19 protein-coding genes and 1 tRNA gene are annotated in these 21,091 nt (G+C 72.9%); 11 read left to right on the top strand and 9 right to left on the bottom strand.

Translation table 11 applies throughout. The features are described from left to right. Positions 1-15 precede the first annotated feature (15 nt). Positions 16-1,125, top strand: coding sequence for an N-acetylglucosamine-6-phosphate deacetylase (gene nagA, locus ACGFI9_RS15705; RefSeq protein ID WP_393178659.1), 1,110 nt, complete (start codon positions 16-18; stop codon positions 1,123-1,125). 319 nt (positions 1,126-1,444) lie between these two features. Here nagA and ACGFI9_RS15700 read toward each other — a convergent pair whose 3' ends face one another. Next, positions 1,445-2,656, bottom strand: coding sequence for a DUF4032 domain-containing protein (locus ACGFI9_RS15700; RefSeq protein WP_393178658.1), 1,212 nt, complete (start codon positions 2,654-2,656; stop codon positions 1,445-1,447). A 141-nt stretch (positions 2,657-2,797) separates the two neighbouring features. Between ACGFI9_RS15700 and ACGFI9_RS15695 the strand changes: the two genes are divergently transcribed. Together ACGFI9_RS15695 and ACGFI9_RS15690 are read left to right on the top strand one after the other, a co-directional pair. Then, positions 2,798-3,535: a phosphatase PAP2 family protein gene (locus ACGFI9_RS15695; protein WP_393178901.1), complete on the top strand. Its 738-nt coding sequence runs from the start codon at positions 2,798-2,800 to the stop codon at positions 3,533-3,535. Between the two features lie 9 nt (positions 3,536-3,544). Continuing rightward, complete coding sequence (locus tag ACGFI9_RS15690; protein ID WP_393178657.1) at positions 3,545-4,786, top strand: APC family permease; 1,242 nt, start codon at positions 3,545-3,547, stop codon at positions 4,784-4,786. Between the two features lie 4 nt (positions 4,787-4,790). Here ACGFI9_RS15690 and ACGFI9_RS15685 read toward each other — a convergent pair whose 3' ends face one another. Further along, positions 4,791-6,572: a potassium channel family protein gene (locus ACGFI9_RS15685; protein WP_393178656.1), complete on the bottom strand. Its 1,782-nt coding sequence runs from the start codon at positions 6,570-6,572 to the stop codon at positions 4,791-4,793. An 86-nt stretch (positions 6,573-6,658) separates the two neighbouring features. Here ACGFI9_RS15685 and ACGFI9_RS15680 point away from each other — a divergent pair, with 86 nt between their 5' ends. The 3 genes from ACGFI9_RS15680 to ACGFI9_RS15670 all read left to right on the top strand — a co-directional run bounded on the left by ACGFI9_RS15680 (position 6,659) and on the right by ACGFI9_RS15670 (position 9,495). Further along, complete coding sequence (locus tag ACGFI9_RS15680; RefSeq protein ID WP_393178655.1) at positions 6,659-7,150, top strand: MSMEG_6728 family protein; 492 nt, start codon at positions 6,659-6,661, stop codon at positions 7,148-7,150. Between the two features lie 40 nt (positions 7,151-7,190). Continuing rightward, positions 7,191-8,717: an FAD-dependent oxidoreductase gene (locus ACGFI9_RS15675; RefSeq protein WP_393178654.1), complete on the top strand. Its 1,527-nt coding sequence runs from the start codon at positions 7,191-7,193 to the stop codon at positions 8,715-8,717. 334 nt (positions 8,718-9,051) lie between these two features. Then, positions 9,052-9,495, top strand: coding sequence for an HNH endonuclease (locus tag ACGFI9_RS15670; RefSeq protein ID WP_393178653.1), 444 nt, complete (start codon positions 9,052-9,054; stop codon positions 9,493-9,495). A 76-nt stretch (positions 9,496-9,571) separates the two neighbouring features. Here ACGFI9_RS15670 and ACGFI9_RS15665 read toward each other — a convergent pair whose 3' ends face one another. Next, positions 9,572-10,339 (bottom strand): enoyl-CoA hydratase/isomerase family protein, encoded by a 768-nt coding sequence (locus ACGFI9_RS15665; protein ID WP_393178900.1) that lies wholly within the window; start codon positions 10,337-10,339, stop codon positions 9,572-9,574. A 357-nt stretch (positions 10,340-10,696) separates the two neighbouring features. On the opposite strand from ACGFI9_RS15665, the gene ACGFI9_RS15660 reads away from it, so the two are divergent. The 3 genes from ACGFI9_RS15660 to ACGFI9_RS15650 are packed head-to-tail and all read left to right on the top strand — an operon-like array spanning position 10,697 to position 14,289. Beyond that, positions 10,697-11,335 (top strand): RNA polymerase sigma factor, encoded by a 639-nt coding sequence (locus tag ACGFI9_RS15660; protein WP_393178652.1) that lies wholly within the window; start codon positions 10,697-10,699, stop codon positions 11,333-11,335. Continuing rightward, positions 11,322-12,497 (top strand): CU044_5270 family protein, encoded by a 1,176-nt coding sequence (locus tag ACGFI9_RS15655; protein WP_393178651.1) that lies wholly within the window; start codon positions 11,322-11,324, stop codon positions 12,495-12,497. Before ACGFI9_RS15660 ends, ACGFI9_RS15655 begins: the two co-directional genes overlap by 14 nt. A 25-nt stretch (positions 12,498-12,522) precedes the next feature. Further along, positions 12,523-14,289: a hypothetical protein gene (locus ACGFI9_RS15650; RefSeq protein ID WP_393178650.1), complete on the top strand. Its 1,767-nt coding sequence runs from the start codon at positions 12,523-12,525 to the stop codon at positions 14,287-14,289. 134 nt (positions 14,290-14,423) lie between these two features. Here the strand turns inward: ACGFI9_RS15650 and ACGFI9_RS15645 are convergent, their stop codons facing one another. After that, positions 14,424-16,826, bottom strand: a complete 2,403-nt coding sequence (locus tag ACGFI9_RS15645; protein WP_393178649.1) for a M4 family metallopeptidase — start codon at positions 16,824-16,826, stop codon at positions 14,424-14,426. Positions 16,827-17,012: 186 nt separating this feature from the next. Here ACGFI9_RS15645 and ACGFI9_RS15640 point away from each other — a divergent pair, with 186 nt between their 5' ends. Beyond that, positions 17,013-17,450, top strand: coding sequence for a protealysin inhibitor emfourin (locus tag ACGFI9_RS15640; protein ID WP_393178648.1), 438 nt, complete (start codon positions 17,013-17,015; stop codon positions 17,448-17,450). A 96-nt stretch (positions 17,451-17,546) separates the two neighbouring features. Here the strand turns inward: ACGFI9_RS15640 and ACGFI9_RS15635 are convergent, their stop codons facing one another. From ACGFI9_RS15635 to ACGFI9_RS15620, 4 genes are all read right to left on the bottom strand, one after another. Next, positions 17,547-18,158: a histidine phosphatase family protein gene (locus ACGFI9_RS15635; RefSeq protein WP_393178647.1), complete on the bottom strand. Its 612-nt coding sequence runs from the start codon at positions 18,156-18,158 to the stop codon at positions 17,547-17,549. An 86-nt stretch (positions 18,159-18,244) separates the two neighbouring features. Further along, entirely contained in the window at positions 18,245-18,664 is a 420-nt protein-coding gene (locus ACGFI9_RS15630) for a VOC family protein (protein ID WP_393178646.1), read from the bottom strand. 35 nt (positions 18,665-18,699) lie between these two features. Next, the gene (locus ACGFI9_RS15625) at positions 18,700-19,104 is read right to left on the bottom strand and encodes a helix-turn-helix domain-containing protein (protein ID WP_393178645.1); all 405 of its coding nucleotides are present in this window, start codon (positions 19,102-19,104) and stop codon (positions 18,700-18,702) included. Further along, a complete protein-coding gene (locus ACGFI9_RS15620; protein WP_393178644.1) occupies positions 19,101-19,970 on the bottom strand; it encodes a sigma-70 family RNA polymerase sigma factor in 870 nt (289 codons plus the stop codon). The genes ACGFI9_RS15625 and ACGFI9_RS15620 overlap by 4 nt, the downstream gene beginning before the upstream one ends. 141 nt (positions 19,971-20,111) lie before the next feature. Here ACGFI9_RS15620 and ACGFI9_RS15615 point away from each other — a divergent pair, with 141 nt between their 5' ends. Then, entirely contained in the window at positions 20,112-20,576 is a 465-nt protein-coding gene (locus ACGFI9_RS15615) for a carboxymuconolactone decarboxylase family protein (RefSeq protein ID WP_393178643.1), read from the top strand. A gap of 177 nt (positions 20,577-20,753) precedes the next feature. Here the strand turns inward: ACGFI9_RS15615 and ACGFI9_RS15610 are convergent. Further along, positions 20,754-20,830, bottom strand: a tRNA-Thr gene (locus ACGFI9_RS15610). Between the last annotated feature and the right edge of the window lie 261 nt (positions 20,831-21,091).

The following is a 21,091-nucleotide window of genomic DNA, read 5'->3' as shown; positions in this document are numbered from 1 at the left end:
GGAGATGGAGAGCCGATGACCCTGCGCGTGACCGGCAAGGTGGTGACCCCGGCCGGCGTGATCCGGCAGGGCTGCGTGGAAATCAGGGCCGACCGGATCAGTGCGGTCGCCGAGTACCCGTCGGTGCGGGACGGGCACTGGATCGTGCCGGGCTTCGTGGACATGCACACCCATGGCGGGGGCGGACACACCTTCACCACCGGGGACGCCGACTCGGCCCGCGCGGCGGCCGCGTTCCACCTGCGGCACGGCACCACCACCCTGCTGGCCAGCCTGGTCAGCTCGCCGTTCGCGCTGATGCGGGACGCCACCGCCGCCTACCGGCCGCTGGTCGAGTCGGGCGTGCTGGCCGGCGTCCACTTCGAGGGGCCTTACCTGTCGGCGGACCGGTGCGGCGCGCAGAACCCGGAGTTCCTCCGCGACCCGTCGACCGAGGAGCTGGCCGAGCTGATCGAGCTGGGCGGCGGCGTGGTCCGGATGGTGACCCTGGCCCCGGAGCGGACCGGCGCGCTGGAGGCGATCAAGCTGCTGATCTCGCACGGCGTGGTCGCGGCGGTCGGGCACACCGACGCCACCTGGGAGCAGACCCGGGCCGCCGTGGCGGCCGGGGCGAGCGTCGGCACCCACCTGTTCAACGGGATGCGCCCCGTGCACCACCGGGAGCCCGGCCCGGTGGTGGCCCTGCTGGACGCGCCGAACGTGGTGTGCGAGCTGGTCGCCGACGGGGTGCACCTGCACGACGGCATGCTCGGCTTCGCCACCTCGGTGGCCGGCCCGGAGCGGGCCGCCCTGATCACCGACGCGATGGCCGCCGCCGGCATGCCCGACGGCGAGTACGAGCTGGGCGGCCAGGCCGTCACCGTGGCCGACGGGGTGGCTCGGCTCAGCCGGGACGGCGCGATCGCCGGCAGCACGCTCACCATGGACGCCGCCCTGCGGCACGCCGTGGCGGCCGGCATCGCCCTGCCGGACGCCTGCCGGATGGTCGCCACCACCCCGGCCCGGGCGATCGGCCTGGGCGACCAGGTCGGAGCGCTCCAGGCCGGCCTCCGCGCCGACCTGGTCGTCCTCGACGACGACCTCAACGTGGTCCGGGTGATGCGCGCCGGCGCCTGGCTGGAGTGACCTGCGGGCTGCGGGAAGTTATAGCTGATCGTTCCCTTTGGAGCTGATATCACCAACGACTCACCACATCCCCGGAGCCGCCGCGTCGCCACGCTCACGGCGTCGCCGGCCGCCCGACAGCCCGCGCAGTGAGTCGTCTGCGATATCAGCTCCAAAGGCGGCAGCAACCCTTGGCGCTCCCCACCCGGGACGCCGGACGCCGGACGGCGGATGGCGGACGCCGGGATGCCGGATGGCGGGATGCCGCATTGCGGGGACTGCGGACGCCGGAACCCCCGGGCTGCCGCATCCGGAGTGGATCAAGCGAGCGCGGGCGGGGTCAGCCGGCGGTGGGGACCTCGACGCCGAGGACGGCCTGCTCGTCGGGGCGGTGCACCAGCACGTCGGCGAGGAACGAGTGCACCGCGTGGCGCATCCCGACGTCCCGGCCGGCCCGCTCGGAGAGCAGCCACTTGTGCTCGATGATCTGCGCGAACAGCTCCTGCGGCTCCAGCTTGCGGCGCAGGTGTGCCGGCACCGCCCGGACCACCGGCTCGAACACCTCGGTCAGCCAGCGGTGTGCGGCCTGCTGCTCGTCGGTCAGATCGCTCTCCACCCGGTACGCGTCCAGGTCGTTCAGCAGCTTGCGAGCCTGGTTCTCCTCGGCGTCCAGGCCGGTGAGCCGGAGCAGCCGGCGGGTGTGGTAGCCGGCGTCGACCACCTTCGGGCGAACCAGGTACCGCCCGTTGTCGGCCGTCGACATGGCCACCTCGGCGACGTCGAAACCCAGCTCGTTGAGGCGGCGGATCCGGCCCTCGATGTCGTGCCGGGCCTCGCGCTCGATCTGCTGCTCGTAGGTGATCTCGTGCCAGAGCCGCTCGTAGCGCTGCACGACCTCCTCGCAGACCACCTCCGGGTCGATCGACTCGTGCAGCAGCCCGGCGGCCTGCAGGTCCAGCGCCTCGCCGAAGATGTTGACCCGGGCGATCTCCAGGTCCTCGCCCCGCTGGCCGTTGGAGAGCGAGCGGTGCAGCGCCCCGGTCTCGGCGTCCACCAGGTACGCGGCGAACGCGCCCGCGTCCCGCCGGAAGAGGGTGTTGGACAGCGAGCAGTCGCCCCAGAAGAAGCCGGTCAGGTGCATCCGGACCAGCAGCACCGCCAGCGCGTCGAGCAGCCGGTTCATCGTCTCCGGGCGCAGCGTCCGGGAGAACAGCGCCCGGTAGGGCAGCGAGAACTGGAGGTGCCGGGTGATCAGCACCGGGTCCAGCGGCTGGCCGTCGTCGGTCTGCCGGTCGGCCACGATCGCGATCGCCTCGACGGAGGGGAAGTCGATCCGCTCCAGCGCCCGGAGCAGGTCGTACTCCCGCTCGGCGACCCGCTCGCCGGTCTCCTTCACCGCGTACACGTAGTCGCCGAGGCGGACGAAGCGCACGATGTGCCGCGAGATGCCCTGCGGCAGCGCGACCAGGTGCTGGGCAGGCCACTCCTCCAGCGGGGTCGACCAGGGAAGGTCGAGCAGCGCCGGGTCGACGAGGGCCGAGGTGATCCGCACGGCCCCAAGTGTGACCGGTCACCCGGCCGAGCGCCTCCCTTCGTGGGCCGGCACACAGCCGCCGCCCGCCCGCGCCGGTCCGCCCGCGCCGGCGGCCGGTAGCGTGGTCGCGTGCGGGACACCACGGAGGTACGCGAGAAGCTGCGGCTCCGGCCCGTCCGACCGGCCGGCTGGTGGTTCGACGGGCTGCTGCTGGCCGCCCTGATCGGGCTGACCGTGGCGCTGGCCGCCGGTCACCTCTTCGGCCTCGACCGGGCCGTCGCCGACTGGTCCGACGCACACCGCCCCACCGCCGCGGAGTGGACCGCCCGGATCCTGAACCTGCTCGGGCAGGGCACCCCGCTGACCCTGCTCTCCGCCGGGCTCGGCGTGCTGCTGGCGGTCCGGCTCCGCTCGGTCCGGCCGGTGCTGCCGCCGGTGGTCGCGTTCGTGCTCACGTACCTGACCATCGGGCCGCTCAAGGTGTGGACGGCCAGGCCGGCACCCAGCGCGAGCGCCAAGGAGCCGTTCCTGTCGCCCGAGTTGACGCTGCCGCTGTTCCAGCACGAGCTGCCGGTGCGCTTCGCCCAGTCCTACCCGTCCGGGCACGTGGCCAACGCGATCGTCTGGTACGGCGTGCTCGCCCTGCTGCTCGCCCCGCTGCTGCGCACCTTCGGCCGGACCGTTCCGCCCCGGCTGATCACCGTGGTCCGGGTGGTGCCGCCGCTGGTGGTCTTCACCACCACCATCTACCTCGGCTGGCACTGGCTGACCGACTCGGTCGCCGGGCTGATGCTCGGGCTGCTGCTGGACCGGCTGCTGCGCCGGGTGCCCTGGGACGACCTGCCCTTGCCCGGGCCGTTGCGGAACTGGGACCGGCCGTTCACCTCGTACCCCTAGGGTGCCGGTGTGGATCATCTGACGCGCCGGCTGGGCGTACCCGATGCGGTGGTCATCGGCCTGGGGTCGATGCTCGGCGCGGGCGTCTTCGTGGTGTTCGCCCCGGCCGCGGCGGCGGCCGGCGGCGCGGGGCTGCTGGCCGCGCTGGCCCTGGCCGGCTTCATCGCCTGGTGCAACGCGACCAGCTCGGCCCGGCTCGCGGCCCGCTACCCCGAGTCCGGCGGCACGTACGTCTACGGCCGGGAACGCCTGCACCCGTTCGCCGGCTTCCTCGCCGGTTGGGGCTTCGTGGTCGGCAAGACGGCGAGCTGCGCGGCGATGGCGCTGACCATCGGGGCGTACCTCTGGCCGGGGCGGGCGCGGCTCGTCGCGGTCCTCGCGGTGCTGGCGGTGACCGCGGTGAACCTGCGCGGCATCGGCAAGACCGCCACCGCCACCCGGGTGCTGGTCGGGCTCGTGCTCACCGTGCTGACGGTGGTCGCGGTGACCGGCGCGCCGCACGTCTCCCTCGACCGGCTGGACGGCGTGGCGGAGACCGGGACCCGGGGCGTGCTGACCGCCGCCGGCCTGCTCTTCTTCGCCTTCGCCGGGTACGCCCGGATCGCCACCCTCGGCGAGGAGGTACGCGACCCGCGGCGCACCATCCCGCGCGCCGTGCCGCTGGCGCTCGGCGTGGTGCTGGCGATCTACCTGGTGCTGGCCGTGGTCGCGCTCGGCGTGCTCGGCGAGCAGCGGCTGGCCGCCTCGGCCGCGCCGCTGGCCGACGTGGTGCGGGTCGCCGGGCTGTCCGGCCTGGCCTGGCTGGTGCGGGCCGGCGCCACCGTCGCGGTGACCGGGGTGCTGCTCTCCCTGCTCGCCGGGGTCGGCCGGACCGCCCTGGCGATGGCCCGCCGCCGGGACCTGCCGGGCGCGCTGGCCGCCGTGCACCCCCGCTACAAGGTGCCGCACCGGGCGGAGCTGGCCGTGGCCGCCGTGGTGATCGTCGTGGTGTCGCTGGGCGACATCCGCGGCGCGATCGGCTTCTCCAGCTGCACCGTGCTGGTCTACTACGCGATCGCCAACGCCTCCGCGCTCACCCTGGGCCGGGAACCCGGCAGCCGGATCCCGGTGCAGCTCCTCGCCGCGTTGGGGCTGGTCGGCTGCCTGGTGCTGGCGGTGAGCCTGCCGGTCGGCAGCGTCCTGGCCGGCTTCGGCGTCCTGGCCCTCGGCGCGGCCTGGTACGCCCTCCGCCACGCCGTGGCCCGCGGCTGACCGGTCACTCCTCCGGCAGCCGGGGCGCTGGCATGCCGGCCGGCTCGGGCGGCACCGGGGTGGTCTCCCGGAGCAGGGCGCTCAACCCGGCCCGCCGGGCCACCACGGTGAGCCGGTCCCCCGGGTGGATCACCATCCGCGGGTCGGCCGACCAGTCGGTCTTCTGCCCGACCCGGGTGTACGCGAGGAGGCGTACCTCGCCGGGGCGGGCTACCGAGGCGAGCGGGCGGCCGTCCAGCGGGGAGCCGGCCATCACCGGCACCTCGGTGACCAGCAGCGCGTGCCGGCCGACCGGGATGGTGGCGATCACCGCGCGGTCCAGCAGCGCCGCCGCGAACGCGGGCGCGGCCAGGTACGACACGCTGCGCGAGATGCCGATGCCGAAGGCGCGCTGGATGCGTTCGGCGAAGTCACCGTCGAAGAGGCGCAGCACCACCCGCAGGTCCGGGTCGAGGCTGCGGGCGTTCAGCGCGGCGCGCAGGTTGGTCCCGTCGTCGGTGGAGACCACCACCAACGCCTGGCAGGTGGCCACGGAGGCGGCCCGCAGGGTGTCCTCCAGCCCGGCGTCCCCGACGATCAGCGGTACGCCGAGCCGGTGCGCCAGGGAGGCGCCGCGCGCGTCGGGGTTCTTGTCGATGGCGGCCACCTCGACCCCGAAGTCGTTGAGCTGGGCCATCACCCGGGTGCCGATGTTGCCCAGCCCGACCACCACCACGTGCCCGGCGCGGTCGGGTTGGATCCGGCCGGTGTGCAGGGCGAGCCGGGCCTTGACGATGCCGTCGACCACGGCGGCGGTGATCAGCGGGATCAGGGCCAGCCCGGCCAGGTTGAGCACCACCTGCATGACCTGGGCGGCGACCGGCTTGTCGAGGTCGGGATCCTGCCCGCTCAACGTGGTGACCAGGGTGAGGTAGAGCGCGTCGGACCAGTTCACCGCCGCCGCGCGGGCGTTCAGCCAGCCGAGGAGTGCGATCACCGCCAGCAGCGCCAGCACCGCCACCCCGATCTTGCGGGTGGCGAAGCTGCGGACCGCCCGGAGCAGCATCACGACGGGCTCCCGGCGACGCCGGGCCCGGGCCAGCCGGCGGGCGGCCAGCTCGGTGCCGGCGGGTTGCCCGGTCGCCTCGGCCAGCACCACGTCGGCCGACTCCTCGTCGGCGGGGAGCACCCGGATCAGCTCCGGGTCGGTGGTGACGGCCAGGCCGCAGAGCACGTCCTGCGGGCGTACGTCGGTGCGGCGGGCCGCGTAGAGGGTGCGGCCGCCGTGCCGGAAGTGGGTGGGGGCCAGCTCGCCCAGCGCCGCGGCGACGAACGCCGGGGCGGCGATCGAGGCGTCGGAGAGCACCGCCGAGTCGGGGAAGAGCTCCCGCAGGCCGTTGGCGAGGCTGGTGTTGTACATGCGTACCACCAGGCGCAGCCGGGGCTCGACCTCCTGCGCGCAGAGCGCCGCGTGCATGTTGCCGACGTCGTCCTGGTGCAGCAGGGCAAGCCCGGCCGCGCCGGCCAGCCCGGCCCGGCGGAAGGTGGCCTCGTCGAGGCGGTCGGCGAGGATCACCAGGACCCCGTCGAGGTCCCGGCCGTCCGGCCCTTCGGAGCGGCGGCGCTCGGGCAGGACCAGGGTGACCCGGGCCCGGCCGACGGGCGACTCGGTGGCGAGCAGGGACCGGGCCACCCAGTACGCGAGCGGGTCGTTGCCGCAGACCACGTAGTGCGGGCGGGGATCCCCGTTCATCCGGAGCCGCCATCCGGTCGCGCGGCGCGCACGGTCACGCAGGGGCTCGGCCATGCCCGGATCGTAGTCAGTCGATCGCCGTGCGCGCAGCCCCGTTGATCACGAACGCATGGTGTCCCCGAGTACGGGTAGAGGAGCGCATGCAGACGTTCCTCCCGTACCCGGACTTCCTGGCCAGCGCGCGGGTACTGGACCAGCAGCGGCTGGGCAAGCAGCGGGTGGAGACCATCCAGGTGCTGCGCGGGCTGACCCGGCCCGACTACGGGTGGCGGAACCACCCGGCGGTGAAGATGTGGGCCGGGTACGAGGAGGCGCTCACCCGGTACGGGCTGGACATGTGCGCGGTGTGGTCGGAACCGGGCCGGGCGGACACCTGCGCGGCCACCCTGGTCACCGATCTCGCCGCCGCGTGCGGCGTGACGGTCGTCCGCAGCCAGGCGGAGCTGGCCGAGGCCGGCGAGCTGCCGCCCTGGCTGGGCCGGGAGGACGTGCACCGCAGCCACCGCTCGTCGCTGCTGCGCAAGAACCCGGGCCACTACGGCTCCTGGTTCCGCGACGTCCCGCCCGACCTGGAGTACGTCTGGCCCGCCTCCGATCGGGAACGGCGCTGCCTGCTGCCCCGGGAGGGCTGAGCCGGAGAACTGGAGGCCCCCGCCGCCGGGAAGGGTGCACATGGCGCTGTCGCAACTGGTCGGCCGGCTCATCGGCGTACGCGAGCACGTGGTGGACCCCGGCGGCGCCGGCGCCCCCCGGGTGCCGCGCCCGGTGCGGGCGGTGGTGGTGGGCGGTGGCATCGCCGGCATGTCGGCGGCGGTGGTGCTGGCCGAGCGCGGGGTGACGGTGACCGTGCTGGAGGCCGCGCCGACGCTGGGCGGCCGGCTCGGCGCCTGGCCGGAGGAGCTGCCGGACGGCCCTCAGCGGAACGAGCACGGCTTCCACGCCTTCTTCCGGCAGTATTACAACTGGCGGTCCATCCTCCGCCGGATCGACCCGGACCTGCGCTTCCTCAAACCGGTCCCCGGCTATCCCGTCCTGTCCGCGCGGTGGCCGGCCGAGGAGTTCGGCCGGCTGCCGCCGGCGCCGCCGGCGAACCTGCTGGCGCTGCTGCTGCGCAGCCCGAGCGTGCGCCTGCCCGATCTGCGGTCGATGGACCGGGACGCCGCGCTGCCGCTGCTCAGCTACGACCCGGTCCGCACCTACGCCGAGTTCGACGAGCGGACCGCCGACGAGCTGCTCACCTCGCTGCGGCTGCCGGACCGGGCCCGGGCGATGCTCTTCGAGGTCTTCGCCCACTCGTTCTTCAACCACGAGGCGGAGATGTCGGCCGCGGAGATGATCGCCCAGTTCCACTTCTACCTGCTCGGCAACCCGGAGGGGCTGGCCTTCGACTGCCCGGACCGGGACTACGGGACGGCGATCTGGGCACCGCTCACCCGGCACGTGGAGCAGCACGGTGGCCGGGTGCACACCGGCACGGCCGCCGCCCGGCTGGACCGGACGCCGGCCGGCTGGCGGGTGACCACCACCGCCGGGGACGCCCACGAGGCCGGGCACCTGGTGCTCGCCGTGGACCCGCCGGCGCTCGCCGCGCTGGTCGCCGCCTCGCCCGGCCTGGTGGCGGCGGCGCCTCGGCTGGTCGCGCGGATGCCCGCGTTCGGCGCCCCGGGACCGCCGTACGCGGTGGCGCGGTACTGGATGGCCGGGGACGTCCGCCCGGACCGGGCGGTGTTCAGCGGCGTGTCCCGGCAGGCCACCCTGGACTCGGTGACCCTCCACCACCGGCTGGCGGACGAGCCGCGCCGCTGGGCCGCGCGCACCGGCGGCTCGGTCGTCGAGCTGCACGCGTACGCCTGCGAGCCGGGCGTGCCCGCCGAGGAGCTGGCCGAACGGATGCGGGTGGAGCTGGCCGCGCTCTGGCCGGAGGCCGCCGGCCTGCGGGTCCGCGCGCTGCGGGCCCGGGTGGCGGCCCGGGCGCCGGCGTTCAACCCGGGCAGCCACGCCGGGCGGCCGGGGGTACGCACCGACGCCGACGGCCTCTACCTGGCCGGCGACGGGATCCGCACCGAGATCCCGAGCGCGCTGATGGAGCGGGCGGCGGCGACCGGGATCGTGGCCGCCAACCACATCCTGCGGACCGAGGGCGCGGCGGGCGAGCCGCTTCGCTCGGTACGCCCGCGCGGCCTGCTCGCCGGGCGGTAAGGAAGGGCCCCTTCTTAACGCCTGGTGTAGAGAAGGGTTCCCTTCTCACCGACTCGGCGGGCATCCGGGCGGGCATCGAAATGCGTTGCCCGCCCGCGGGACCCCGCCCTACCGTGATCCGCGCAAGGTCAACCAGCCCGCCGGGAGCATGCCATGTCGTTGTCGCACGTCAGGTGCGTGTTGTCGATGCTGCCCGCCGATGGTTGCCGAGCCGAAGGTCCCCGCACCGGGTGGCCCGACTGACGCGTGTCCGCGTCCGTCCCCACCGCCGCCCGGTCCCGTGGACCCGGGCGGTTTTTCGTTTTCGTACCACCGATCGTGAAGGGAGAGCCCGGTGGACGCCGTCCTCGTCATCAACGCCGACCTCGGCCCGCTGCACCGGGTCACCGTCCAGCACGCGATCCGGATGCTCTGCCGGCGGGTCGCCGAGATCCACGAGGCCGAGCCGGACCAGGTCATCGGCGTGTTCCCGATGCCGCGCGTGGTCCGCCTCGTCCAGTACGTGGTCACCCGCTGGCGGTTCAGCGCCGGGCCGGCCTGGTCCCGGGGCGGGGTGCTGCGCCGCGACGGCCGGCGCTGCGCGTACTGCGACGGCCCGGCCAGCACGGTCGACCACATCCTGCCCCGCTCGCGCGGCGGCCGGAACACCTGGAAGAACACCACCGCCGCCTGCTACGCCTGCAACCAGCGCAAGGGCGACCGGACGCCGGCCGAGGCGGGCATGCCGCTGCGGCGCGAGCCGGTGACGCCGAGCTGGGCCGCGATGGCGGGGCGGTGACGGCCGACCGGCGGGCACAGGGGGCCGCGTCGGGGGTACGCCTCCGGCGCGGCGCCCGCCGGTCCCTCCCCGGCGGTCAGCCGGCGGCGGGTGGGGTCCAGGTGAAGCGGGGCGGTCGGCGCTCGTTGGCCGCCGCCACCCCCTCGCGGGCCTCGCCGCTGGCCCGGACCTGCCCGTGCCACCAGGCGACCCGGTCGTCGTCGGCCCGGCCGTCGATGATCTCCTTGGCCGCCGCGAGGGTGAGCCGGGAGCGCTCGGCGATGGCAGCGGTCACCGCCACCACCCGGCCGGCCAGCCCGTCCGCGGGGAGCACCTCGTCGACCAGGCCGATCCGCAGCGCCCGTCCGGCGTCGACCAGTTCGCTGGTGAACAGCAGGTGCTTGGCGGCGGACGGCCCGACCAGCCGGGCCAGCCGGCGGGTGGTCGGCGCGGGGTAGACCAGTCCCAGCTTCGCCGGGGGTACGCCGAACCGGGCGTCCTCGGCGGCCAGCCGCAGGTCGCAGGCGACGGCGAGCTGGCACCCACCGCCGACGCAGGCGCCCTGGATCGCGGCGACGGTGGGCTTGGCGAACCCGGCCAGCCGTTCCTCGGCGGCGACCGCGATGCTGCCCTCCCCGGCCTCCAGCAACTCGTCCAGGTCGCCGAGGTCGGCACCGGCGCAGAACGTGCCGTCGGCGCCGGTGAGCACCAGGGCGTGCACGGCGGGGTCGGCCTCCAGGCCGTCGAGCAGCAGCGGGAGCTGCCGCCACATGGCCGGGGTCATCGCGTTGCGGCGGGCCGGGTTCCGGATCACCACGGTCGCCACCGGGCCGGTCACCGTCACGGTCAGCTCCGCGTCCGACATCTCTCCCCCGTGCACCGTCGCGGACAGGATCCGGGCTGTTCCGGCCTCCAGCCGCCGGGTGAGCTTACGGGTCGGCTCGTGCGTCTTCAACCGCCCCAACCGCGGCAGGACCGCATGCTCCCGGTCCGCCTCCATGCGAATCGCTCCCGTATTGAACTGGACGCTCGGCGTGCTCCGGCGGCGGGACCTGAACCGGGGAAACCCTCGTGCACCGGCAGGTCACGGTGCGCGACGAACGCCTCGGTCGGTGGCATGTCGGCGACAGCCGTGAAGATCATTTAGGGCTGCGGGCAAGTAGGTACGTCAACCGTTTTCGCCCGCACCCTCGGAAGGGCCACCCATGATCGATACCCCCACATGATCCTCTCCACCGACGACACGCCAGGTGGGGAGCTGCGTCTGTCCGCCGAACACCGCGACGCCGAGACGCTGCGGCGCTCGCGGACCGATCCGGAGGCGTTCGCCGAGCTCTATGATCGTTACTTCGGCGAGCTGCACCGGTACGCGGCGCGTCGAGTCGACGGGACGGCCGATGATCTGGCCGCCGAGGTCTTCCTCATCGCGTTCAGTCAGCGCGGCCGGTACGACCCAGCCCGAGGATCGATTCGGGCGTGGCTGTACGGCATCACCACCCACCTGATCAAGCGGCATCGCCGGGCCGAGGTACGTGGCTATCGCGCCCTGGCGCGGATGTCCGCCGAACCGCCGTCGGACGCCTCCGACGAGCGCCTCGTCGCCCGGGCAGCGGCGTCGGCCGTACGCGGTCGGCTCGCCGCCGCGCTCGGCCGGCTCAGTGCCCGCGACCGGGACACATTGCTGCTCGTGGCTTGGGCCGAGCTCTCCCAGACGGAGGCCGCCGCCGCGCTCGGCGTACCGGTTGGCACGGTCGCGTCCCGGCTTCACCGGGCCCGCCGCCAGCTCCGCGAGGCGCTGGGCGACACCAATCCCACCCAGGAAGTCTTCTCCGGCAAGGAGTTCCGCAATGAACGAGCTTGATCTGCTGGCCACCGTACGGTCGGTGCCGCCGCCGACACCCGAGGTGGAGGCGCGCGGCCGTGCCCGGTTGGACGCGGTGATCGCCGACGAGACGGCACGTAGCATTCGACCGCACCTGGTCCGCGCCCGCCGTAGCGGCCGGTGGTGGCAACTCGCGGTGAGTGGCGCGCTTGCTGGCGGACTTGCCGCCGGGGTCGCCGTAATCACCCTCGCCTCACCCGACGCGGGTGTGCCGGAAGAGGCGCCGGGCACCGTTGCCGCCCCGGCCGACGTCCTCCGCGACGCCGCACTGGTCGCCGCCGCCGCCGACCTCACCGCCCGCGACGACCAGTTCGTCCACGTCAGCTATCTGCGGACCGCCACGACCACCGTCGGTGGCCCGGGGGCGCCCGCGAGCGGTAGTCCGTCATCTGGGTCGGCGGGCAGCGGTTCACCTCCGGCACCCCCGGAGCGGGCGGTCGGCGGCGACCCTACGTGGCTGGTGGACAGCAGGCAGGAGAGATGGGAGTCAGCCAACGCCGACGGCGATGGGCTGCTGCGGCTGTCGTACTCGGCGCCTCGGCCGTTGCCCGGTCACAGCCTGCCTCCAGCGGCGCGGCGGTTCCCCGACATCGAGGTCCGAGTCGCCGATTGTGCGCCGGACATGCGCGCGCCCTCGTACGCCTATCTGCGCGGGTTGCCGACCGATCCTGGTCAGCTACGGACCCTGGTCGACGAGGAGGTGCGGAAAACGAGCACCCCGCAGGATCTGGCTGATCCGGTCCGGCGAGGCGAGACCACCTGGGAGATGCTGACCGCCCTGGCGCAGGCTCCGGCCGCTCCGGCGAAGCTGCGCGCGGCGGTGTACACCCTCATGGCCGAGCAGACGGACGTACGACTCGTGCCCGGCGCGACCGACGCGGCCGGACGTACCGGAGTCGCGGTGGCCCGGGAACTGCCTACCAACGGCACCCAGGTGCAGCTGGTCTTCGACCGGAAGACCTACCAGTACCTGGGCAGCCGCACCATCACCACGGCAGCCAACCCGCGAATGGGCTACCCCGCCGACGCGGTGATCGAATCCGACGCCCTGCTGGGCACCGAAGTCGTGGACGCGCCACCGCCCGCCGGGCCGCATGCGCAGACCGCCGACTGTGGCGCCAACCGACCGAAGGGCGAGTGACATGCGTCGAACGAAGGCTTCCGTCGTGCTGGCCGCCCTGTTCGGTAGCCTGCTGACCACCGTCACCGCACCGGCGACAGCCGCACCGGCGACGACCCCGACAATCCAACCCGTCCCGACCGCACCAGCCGGCAAGTCCGCGCAGCGGCCGCTCTCTCGCAATGGCAACCAGTCCGAGCCTCGCCACTGGCATCCGGGGCGGTCCACGCTCCCACAGTCGGCGACCGCGCCGCCGGTCGGCGACACCGGCAGCGCCACGCTGGTCGTGTCCGTGCGGGACCGATTCGGAGCAAGACCCAAAACCGAACACGCCAGCTATGCCCTCGCCTTCGACCTGGCCACCGGCGCGTTGACGGGAGTACCGCTGACCAACGGTCAGGGGAGCGCCCGCCTGACGCCGGGGACGTACCTGGTCCAGGCATTCGTCGAGACGCCCGAGGCCAACGGTCAGCTATCGCTGAGCATGCCCATGCAGGCGCAGGTGCCCGTGGTCGGTAGCACCCAGACCACGCTGGACGCCCGCGGCACGGCGCGGGTGACGGCGAGCACAGACCGTGCGGACGCGCAGCTGGCCGGGGGGACCGTACAGGTCACCCAACGCACCCCAGGGGAGCTGATCTGGTACGCCGCGGACTTCGACTACCCGGGGGGCATCTACGTCCAGCCGACCAACCAGGTCCCCGGCCTCGATCTCAACGTGTACACGGCCCTCACCAGGAATGGCGCGTCGACAAGCCCGTACATTTACCACCTGACGTTCGAGTCCACCAACGGGATCCCCCCGCAGCCAGCCTTCACCGCACAGACGACCGCGCTCGCGGCAGTCACCATGCAGGTCAACGGCCAAGGCCAGACGGCCTGCGGCCGGATCGGCGCACAGGGCTACGACCCGGACCTGCCCATCGGCCTCGGCACCTCGGTCACCGCTGGCCCAGTCCCCGCGACGTATGAGGCGTACTTCACCCCTGGCACGAATGTGCTGTGGAGCCCGACGGCGCGGATCCTGCCGGCAGACTGCACGGAGACGGCGGGCGGCGACTACTTCATCACCGAACGGACCTTTCCCACCGCCGGTCCGTACGCCGTGACCTTCGGCCGAGCACCGCTTGGTCCCACCGTCACCCGCTCCAGCAACCCGTACGCATTCTGGCCAGCGGAACGCGACGGGGACGTCCTCCGGTTCGGAATTCCCGCGTACGCCGACGCCGGCGCACGCAATGGCGGCCCGACCGCCAACTTCGCTGCGGACTATCCAGCCACCACCGGCACGACCACCCTGTCCCTGGCGGATGGCACAATCCTGGGCAGCACCAATCGCACCGCCTTCGGGGAATTCCCTGTGCCCAGCGAGGAATTGCAGTACGTCCTCACCACCGAGGCGATCCGGGACGCGCCCTGGTCATCGCTGTCCACCCGGCAACGAGCCGTGTGGACGTTCACCTCAGCCCACCTCGACCAGGCAGCGTCCCTGCCCCTGCTTGCGGTCCGGTATGACCTGGGGCTGGACAACCTCAACCGGGCGCCGGCTGAGGCTCCGTTCACCTTCGACGTGTCAGTGGAGCAGAGCGGATCGGAACCGGCTCAGCAGATCGAGTCGCTGACCCTGTCCGCATCGTTCGACGACGGCGCGACGTGGCAACCGGTCAGCCTGGCGCGTACCGGTGACCGCTGGACGGCTAGCCTCACCCACCCCGCCACCGGCGGTTACGTCTCACTGCGGGCCACGGCGACGGACCTCGCCGGTAACGCGGTCGACCAGACGATGATCCGCGCGTACGGGCTGGCTGGCTAGAACCGGTTCCCGCTTGGCGCCGGTCTTGTTTGTGATCTTCGGGCCGCCGTCTCTCCCTCGCGCCGACCATAACGGCGGGGCCCGGGGACCACCCGCGTGAGGTGGCCGCCGGGCCCCGGGGTCGGGCGGCTACGTCAGGAGACGTTGACCGCGGTGTCGTCGATGACGAAGGACGTCTGCAGGGAGATGTCCTCGGTGCCGGTGAACCTCAGGGTGACGGTCTGGCCGGCGTAGGCGGCCAGGGAGAAGGACCGCTGGGTGTAGCCGGCGGCCTTGTTCAGGTTGGAGTAGGTGGCCAGCGTCGCCAGCACCGTGCCGGAGGAGTTGAGCACCTGCACGGTGAGCTTGTCGTACTGGACGCTCGTGGTGCTCTCGGAGCTGTCAATGTGCAGCCAGAAGGTGAAGTTGTAGGAGGTGCAGCCGCTGGGCAGGCTCACCGCCTGGGACAGGGTGTCGGTGTGGGTGGTGCCATAGCCGTCCAGCCAGGCGTTCCAGGTGCCGGAGCGCGGCGGCTGGCCACTGGAACCGTACTGGCCGATGACGCCCGAGGTGGACGCCCAGACGGTGTTACCCGACTCGAAGCCGGGGTTGCCCAGCTTCTGCCCGGCCCCGGTGCAGCCACCGCCGGTGCCGTTCACGGTCAGGGTGTACGTCGCCGAGTGGCTCACCGAGCCGGTGCCGGTGACGGTCACCGAGTAGGTGCCGGCCGGGGTGCTCGCCGTGGTGCTGATGGTGAGGGTGGACGAGGCGCCCGAGGTCACCGAGGACGGGTTGAACGACGCGGTGGCGCCGCTCGGCAGGCCGGACGCGGAGAAGGTCACGGTCTGCGCGGTCCCGCTGGTGGTGGCGGTGGCGACGGTGGTGGAGACCGAGCCGCCCGCGGTCACCGAGCCGGAGGTCGGCGAGAGCGAGACGGAGAAGTCGTTACCGGTCGAGCCGCAGGGAGCGTCGGAACCGGCCACGTTCACCGCGGTCCACGCCGCCTGCACGGTCTTGTACTCGGTGGAGCAGTTGCCGTACAGGTCGGTCGCCGCCTTGAGGGTGTACGCGCGGGCGGTGTTCGACGGGGTGGTGGTGTTGACGTACGAGGTGTTCGAGGTGAAGTAGACGTCGAGCGCCCGGAACCAGATCTTCTCCGCCTTGGCGCGACCGATGCCGGTCACGGCCGGGGCCGAGCCGCAGACCGGCGAGGTGCCGTACGGCGTGGCGCCGGTGCCCTCGGCGAGGTTGAAGAAGAAGTGGTTGGCCGGGCCGGACGAGTAGTGCACGTCGACGTTCTTGGTGGTGGTCGACCAGCAGGTGTGCGACGAGCCGTCCAGACCGGGGTTGTACATGTAGCGCAGCGGCGTGCCGTTGCCGTTGATGTTGATCTTCTCGCCGATGTCGTAGTCGCCCGGGTCGGCGGTGGTGTTGGCGTAGAACTCGACCATCGAGCCGAAGATGTCGCTGGTGGCCTCGTTGAGGCCGCCGGACTCACCGGAGTAGGTCAGGCCGCCGGGGACCACGTTCTCGGTGACGCCGTGGCTCATCTCGTGCCCGGCCACGTCCAGCGAGACCAGCGGGCGGGCGTTGCTGGAGCCGTCGCCGTAGGTCATCCGGGAGCCGTCCCAGAAGGCGTTGACGTAGTTGTTGCCGTAGTGCACCCGGCTCGGCACGCCGGTGCCGTTGCCGAAGATGCCGTTGCGGGCGTGCACGTTCTTGAAGTAGTCGAACGTCTTGGCGGCACCGAAGTGCGCGTCCACCGCCGCCGACTGCCGGTTGGAGTTGGTGCCGTTGCCCCAGGTGTTGTCGGCGTCGGTGAAGGTGGTGCAGGTCGACGTGCCGTTATTCATGTCGCAGGTCGAGCCGTTGCCGTGCGACGGGTCGATCATCTGGTAGGTGCTGCCGGAGAGCGTGGTGTCGATGCTGACCGTGCCGGAATAGATGCTGTTGCCGGTGCCGGCCACCGCCTCGATCTCGTCGTACGAGCCGATCACCTTGCCGGTGCTGGCGTCGGTGATGACGTGCAACTTCGACGGGGTCTGCCGGTCCGGCTGCCACCCGGAGGCGACGGTCTCCCAGGCCAGGCGGCCCTTTCCGGAGCTGGCGTCGACGAAGAGCTCCGGGCTGCCCACCGAGGTGAGCGTGCCGGAGAAGGCCTGCCGTGCGGTCGCCTTGGCGGCGGCCGCGCCGACCTTGGCGGCGGTGCTCAGGGTGAGCGGGGCGGCCAGGCCGGACGAGGTGCCGGTCATGGTGCCGTCCGGGGCGGTGTGGATGACGAAGTCACCACCGTAGACGCGCAGGCCGTGGTAGGTCCGGGTGTACCGGGTGTGTGCGGCCCCGGACGGGTCCACCTTCGTGCGGACGGCCTGGTACGCCTCCCCGCTGGCGCCCTGGACGGCACCGGGGTTGGCCTGGAGCAGGCTGTCCGCCCGAGCTGCGGCGGCGGATTCCGAGACGGGGGCGCTGGGGGTTGCCGCGTGCGCCGTGGTGGTGACGCAGGTCAGCGCGCCGCTGGTGAGCAACGCTGCGCTGACGGCGGCGAGGGATCTCTTCACGTGCCCTCCTGAGAGAAAGTTGTGACGGGGGTAGTCACTGATGTAGATATAGCGATACATCGAAGAACGTGAAAGAGGAGGGCGCTTTCCTGCCGGCGACACTGTCCGTTCGGACGAGGCGACGCACGGTGGTCGGAACCACCCGGCCTCGCCGTGCGTCCGATCGGCATGAGGACAACCCCTGTCGTGGCGGCCACCATCGCCGCGCTGCTCACCACCACCGCGTGCGCGCAGGCCGACGGTGGCGCCACCCCCGCCACCGCGACCGACGCCGCCACCCTGCCGAGCCAGGTGGTGCTGACCACGTCGGGGGGCATCGCCGGGCGGCAGGACACCGTGACCGTGCGGACGGACGGCCACTGGACCAGGGTCGACCGGTCCGGCGCCGCCCGTACCGGCCAGCTCACCGCCGCGGACCTGGACCGGCTGCGGCAGCTCGCCACCGACCCCCGGCTGGCCGCCGAGGCCACCGCCACCGCCGCGGCCACCATGTGCGCGGACGCCTTCACCTACCGGCTCACCGTCGGCCGGACGACGACCGGCTACGTGGACTGCCCGCCGCAGGCCACCCCGCCCGCCGCCACCGGGGCGGTGGTCGACCTGCTCAACCGCGCCACCGGCTGACCCGCCCCGGCACCCGCCCCCGCCGACCAGCACGCAGATTCGCGGAAAGAGTGGCCATCGGTGCGCTGACGGCCACTCTTTCCGGGAAACAGGTGGCTAGAGAAGGTAGTCCGCCGGCAGGCCGGTGGCGCGCAGGTCGGGCGGGAGGTGGGCGACGTCGTTGTGGGCGATCAGAGTGGGCGGGACCCCGTCGCGGTAGCGGAGGACGGTCAGGCCGCAGTTGTGGTGGTTGAGGCCCAGCCAGCGCCGCTCCGGCGCCTCCAGCGCGTGCCGCACCAGCCAGGCGATCAGGAAGTTGTGGGTGATCACCAGCTCGCGGACGTCACCCTCCGCCGGCGCCGTCGCGAACCGGGCCACCGCCTCCGCCGTACGGCGTGGCCCGTCGGCCCGCTCCCGCTCGTCGAACCCGGCCAGGAACTCCGCGTACGCCGGGGGCAGGCCGGCCGGATCGGTGTCGTGCGGCAGGTGGTCGCCGACGCTCTCCGCGCAGTGCACGGGGACGCCGGGCAGGGCGGCGGCGACCAGCTCGGCGGTCTCCACGGCCCGCCGCGCGGGTCCGTGGTGGACGGCCACGAAGGGTGCCCCGCGCAGCCGGGCGGCGAGCAGTTCGGCCTGCCGCCGCCCCCGCGCCGAGAGGCCGGTGTCCCCGCCCTCCTCCGCTCTGTCCTGCTCACCGTGCCGGACCAGGTAGAGAAGTCGGCTCGCCACTCGTCACCTCGCCATGATCGGAAGACGCGAGCCTAGCCCGCGCCTCCCGACCCCGGCTGCCCCCGCAGCTGCCCCGGGTGAGCGCCTCAGCGGCGCGGGAACATCTGGCCGATGCGGATCCGGTTGCCGAACGGGTCGCGGATGCCGAAGTCGATCCCGTACGGCCGCTCGGTCGGCTCGTCGGTGATGTCCACGCCCTTGGCCACCAGTTCCTCGTACGTCTTGTGGGCGTCGTCGGTGGTGAGGCAGAGCCAGCCACCCATCGCGCCCTTGGTCAGCAGCTCCCGCACCTGCTCGGCGGTGGCCGGGTCGAGCGCCGGCGGCCCCGGCTTCTCCAGCAGGATCTCGTGCTCCGGGTCGCCCGGGACGTTCACCGTGAGCCAGCGCATGAAGCCGAGGTCCTGGTCGGTGTTGACCTCCAGGCCGAGCTTGCCCACGTAGAAGTCGAGCGCCTCGTCCTGGTCGAGCACGTAGATCTGGGAGCGGGAAATCGAGTTCATCGTCATGCCGACGACGCTACGGCCCGCCGCTGACCTGCTGCTTATCCAAAACTGCTGGGTCTGGTCCAGGCCTTGGCGAAGCAGCTCGGCACGTTGGCGGCGGCGACCGACCGGCGCCGGCGGAAGTCGCTGGGCGACTCCCCGACGATCTGCCGGAAGGTGCGGCTGAACGTGCCGAGGCTGCCGAAGCCGACCGCGTAACAGATGTCGGTGACGTCCCTGCCGGTCTCCAGCAGCATCGACATGGCCCGCTCGACCCGCCGGCGTTGCAGGTAGCGGTGCGGGGTCTCGCCGAAGGTGGCCCGGAAGGTACGGATGAAGTGTGCCTCGGAGACGTGCGCGATCCGGGCCAGCGCCGGAATGTCCAACGGCTCGGCGTACGCCCGGTCCATGGCGTCCCGGGCGCGCAGCATCGCCCGGTTGGACTCCTCGACGGCCCGGCTCACCCGTCCACCACCACGTCGAGGGTGCGCACCTGCTCGGGGTCGGCCACCACCTCGATGCCGATGATCCGGTCGGTGACGGTGAAGCTGAGCACGAGGCGGGTCTGCCCGCCCGCGACGACCACGGCGCCCGCCGCCCCGTCGACGTACGCCGGCACCGCCGCCTGGGCACGGCCGTTGAAGAAGTCGGCCACGGCGGACGCCCCGCGTACCTCGCCGGCCCCGCCCATCCGGACGGCGGCGGCGTCGCCGCGCAGCACCACGTACGGGTCGAGCAGGCTGACCAGGTCCTCGAAGCGACCTTCCCGGGAGGCGGCGAGGAACGCCTCGACGACCCGGCGCTGGCGGGCAGGGTCGGTGACCGGGTCGGCCGAGCGGCTCTGCACCCGGCGCCGGGCCCGGCTGGCCATCTGTCGTACGGCCGGGGCGCTGCGGTCGACCACCGGCGCGATCTCGTCGAAGGAGACGGCGAACATGTCGTGCAGCACGAACACCAGGCGCTCGGTGGGGCCGAGGGTGGTCAGCACGACCTCGAGCGCCTGACCGACCGCATCGGCGAGCAGCGCCTCCTGCTCCGGGTCGCGTCCGCCGGCCGGCTCGGCGGCGGACTCCTCCCCGGCCGTGTCGGTGGCCTCCTCGTGCCGGGTGCTGCCGGAGCGCAGCCGGTCCAGGCAGACGCGCCCGACCGTGGTGGTCAGCCAGCCCGGCAGGTTGTCGATGGCGTCGACGTCGGCGCGGCTGAGCCGCAGCCAGGTGTCCTGCACGGCGTCGTCGGCCTCGGCCACGGAGCCGAGCATCCGGTGGGCGACGGCGCGCAGCCGGGGCCGCTGTTCCTCGAAACGCTCGGCCAACACCTCGGTACCGCTCACGATCCCGCCATCCCCCGCGACCTTTGAGTGATCGCCGTCACATCTGTCACGTCACCGCTCCGGACCTCGACATCCCGGTGACGGACGACAACAGCGGCGGCGACGAACGCCGGCCAGCGTAACAGGACAGGATGGATGAAAATGACGCTCGAACCCCGCATCCAGAACTCGGCCGCGCTGCTCCCCGACGCGGTGAAGGGGATCAATCTCCTCTACAAGGCGGCCCACTCGGCCGGCGTCCCTGGCAGCACCCTGGAGCTGGTCCACCTGCGGGCCAGCCAGATCAACGGGTGCAGCGCCTGCGTCGACTCCGGGGCGCGCAGCGCCCGGAAGAACGGCGAGACCGAGGAGCGGCTCTTCGCGGTGGCCGCCTGGCGGGAGACGCCGTACTTCACCGAGGCCGAACGGGCCGCGCTCGCCCTGGCCGAGGCCGCCACCCGGCTCGCCGACCGCAGCGACGCGGTGCCGGACGGGATCTGGAACGAGGCGGCCCGGCACTTCGGGGAGAAGGAGCTGGCCGCGCTGGTGCTCTGGATCGCCACCACCAACTTCTTCAACCGGATCAACGCCACCACCCGGCAGCCGGCCCCGCAGAACTGGAGCTGAACCGGCTCGGGAATGAGGACGGCGGTCGACGTCGGCCTGCTGCCGCAGTCCTAGAACCGCGGTCCGTACCCGGACACACCGAGGGGCCCCGGTTCGCACCGGGGCCCCTCGTCACTGTCGCCGTTGCTGTCATCCGCCGGTTCGCGGCGACCGAAACCTCGAACCGCCCGGCGGAATTGGAGCCCCCGGCCGGGATCGAACCGGCGACATCTCGCTTACAAGGCGAGTGCTCTGGCCAGCTGAGCTACAGGGGCGCGTGGTGTCGTGGTCAGCATAGCGACCAAAGTCCGAAAATCCCGCTCGGCAGGGCTCCCGAGCACGGAAAACGTCAATTTCCCGTCCCCGGTACCGACGGATCGACGCCCGCCCGGCTCGAGCACCCCGGGGATTGATGCCTCACCGTGCCCGTGTGACCGGAATGCGTATGCCGTCCGTCCCACCCCGCGTCCCTCGTCTTGGCAGGGTCGCAAAACCCGTTTACCGTGCAGTGACACGGACGACACTCCGGACGGCCT

The organism is Micromonospora sp. NPDC048930, from assembly GCF_043197935.1.
Lineage (GTDB): Bacteria > Actinomycetota > Actinomycetes > Mycobacteriales > Micromonosporaceae > Micromonospora.
This window is presented reverse-complemented; position numbering and strand designations above follow the sequence as displayed.

Bases quoted from the DNA above. Each gene is read 5' to 3' on its own strand.
- ACGFI9_RS15685 (WP_393178656.1), bottom strand. From the start codon at position 6,572: ATGGCCGAGCCCCTGCGTGACCGTGCGCGCCGCGCGACCGGATGGCGG.
- ACGFI9_RS15675 (WP_393178654.1), top strand. From the start codon at position 7,191: ATGGCGCTGTCGCAACTGGTCGGCCGGCTCATCGGCGTACGCGAGCAC.
- nagA (WP_393178659.1), top strand. From the start codon at position 16: ATGACCCTGCGCGTGACCGGCAAGGTGGTGACCCCGGCCGGCGTGATC.
- ACGFI9_RS15630 (WP_393178646.1), bottom strand. From the start codon at position 18,664: ATGACGATGAACTCGATTTCCCGCTCCCAGATCTACGTGCTCGACCAG.
- ACGFI9_RS15665 (WP_393178900.1), bottom strand. From the start codon at position 10,339: ATGTCGGACGCGGAGCTGACCGTGACGGTGACCGGCCCGGTGGCGACC.
- ACGFI9_RS15680 (WP_393178655.1), top strand. From the start codon at position 6,659: ATGCAGACGTTCCTCCCGTACCCGGACTTCCTGGCCAGCGCGCGGGTA.
- ACGFI9_RS15660 (WP_393178652.1), top strand. From the start codon at position 10,697: ATGATCCTCTCCACCGACGACACGCCAGGTGGGGAGCTGCGTCTGTCC.
- ACGFI9_RS15615 (WP_393178643.1), top strand. From the start codon at position 20,112: ATGACGCTCGAACCCCGCATCCAGAACTCGGCCGCGCTGCTCCCCGAC.
- ACGFI9_RS15655 (WP_393178651.1), top strand. From the start codon at position 11,322: ATGAACGAGCTTGATCTGCTGGCCACCGTACGGTCGGTGCCGCCGCCG.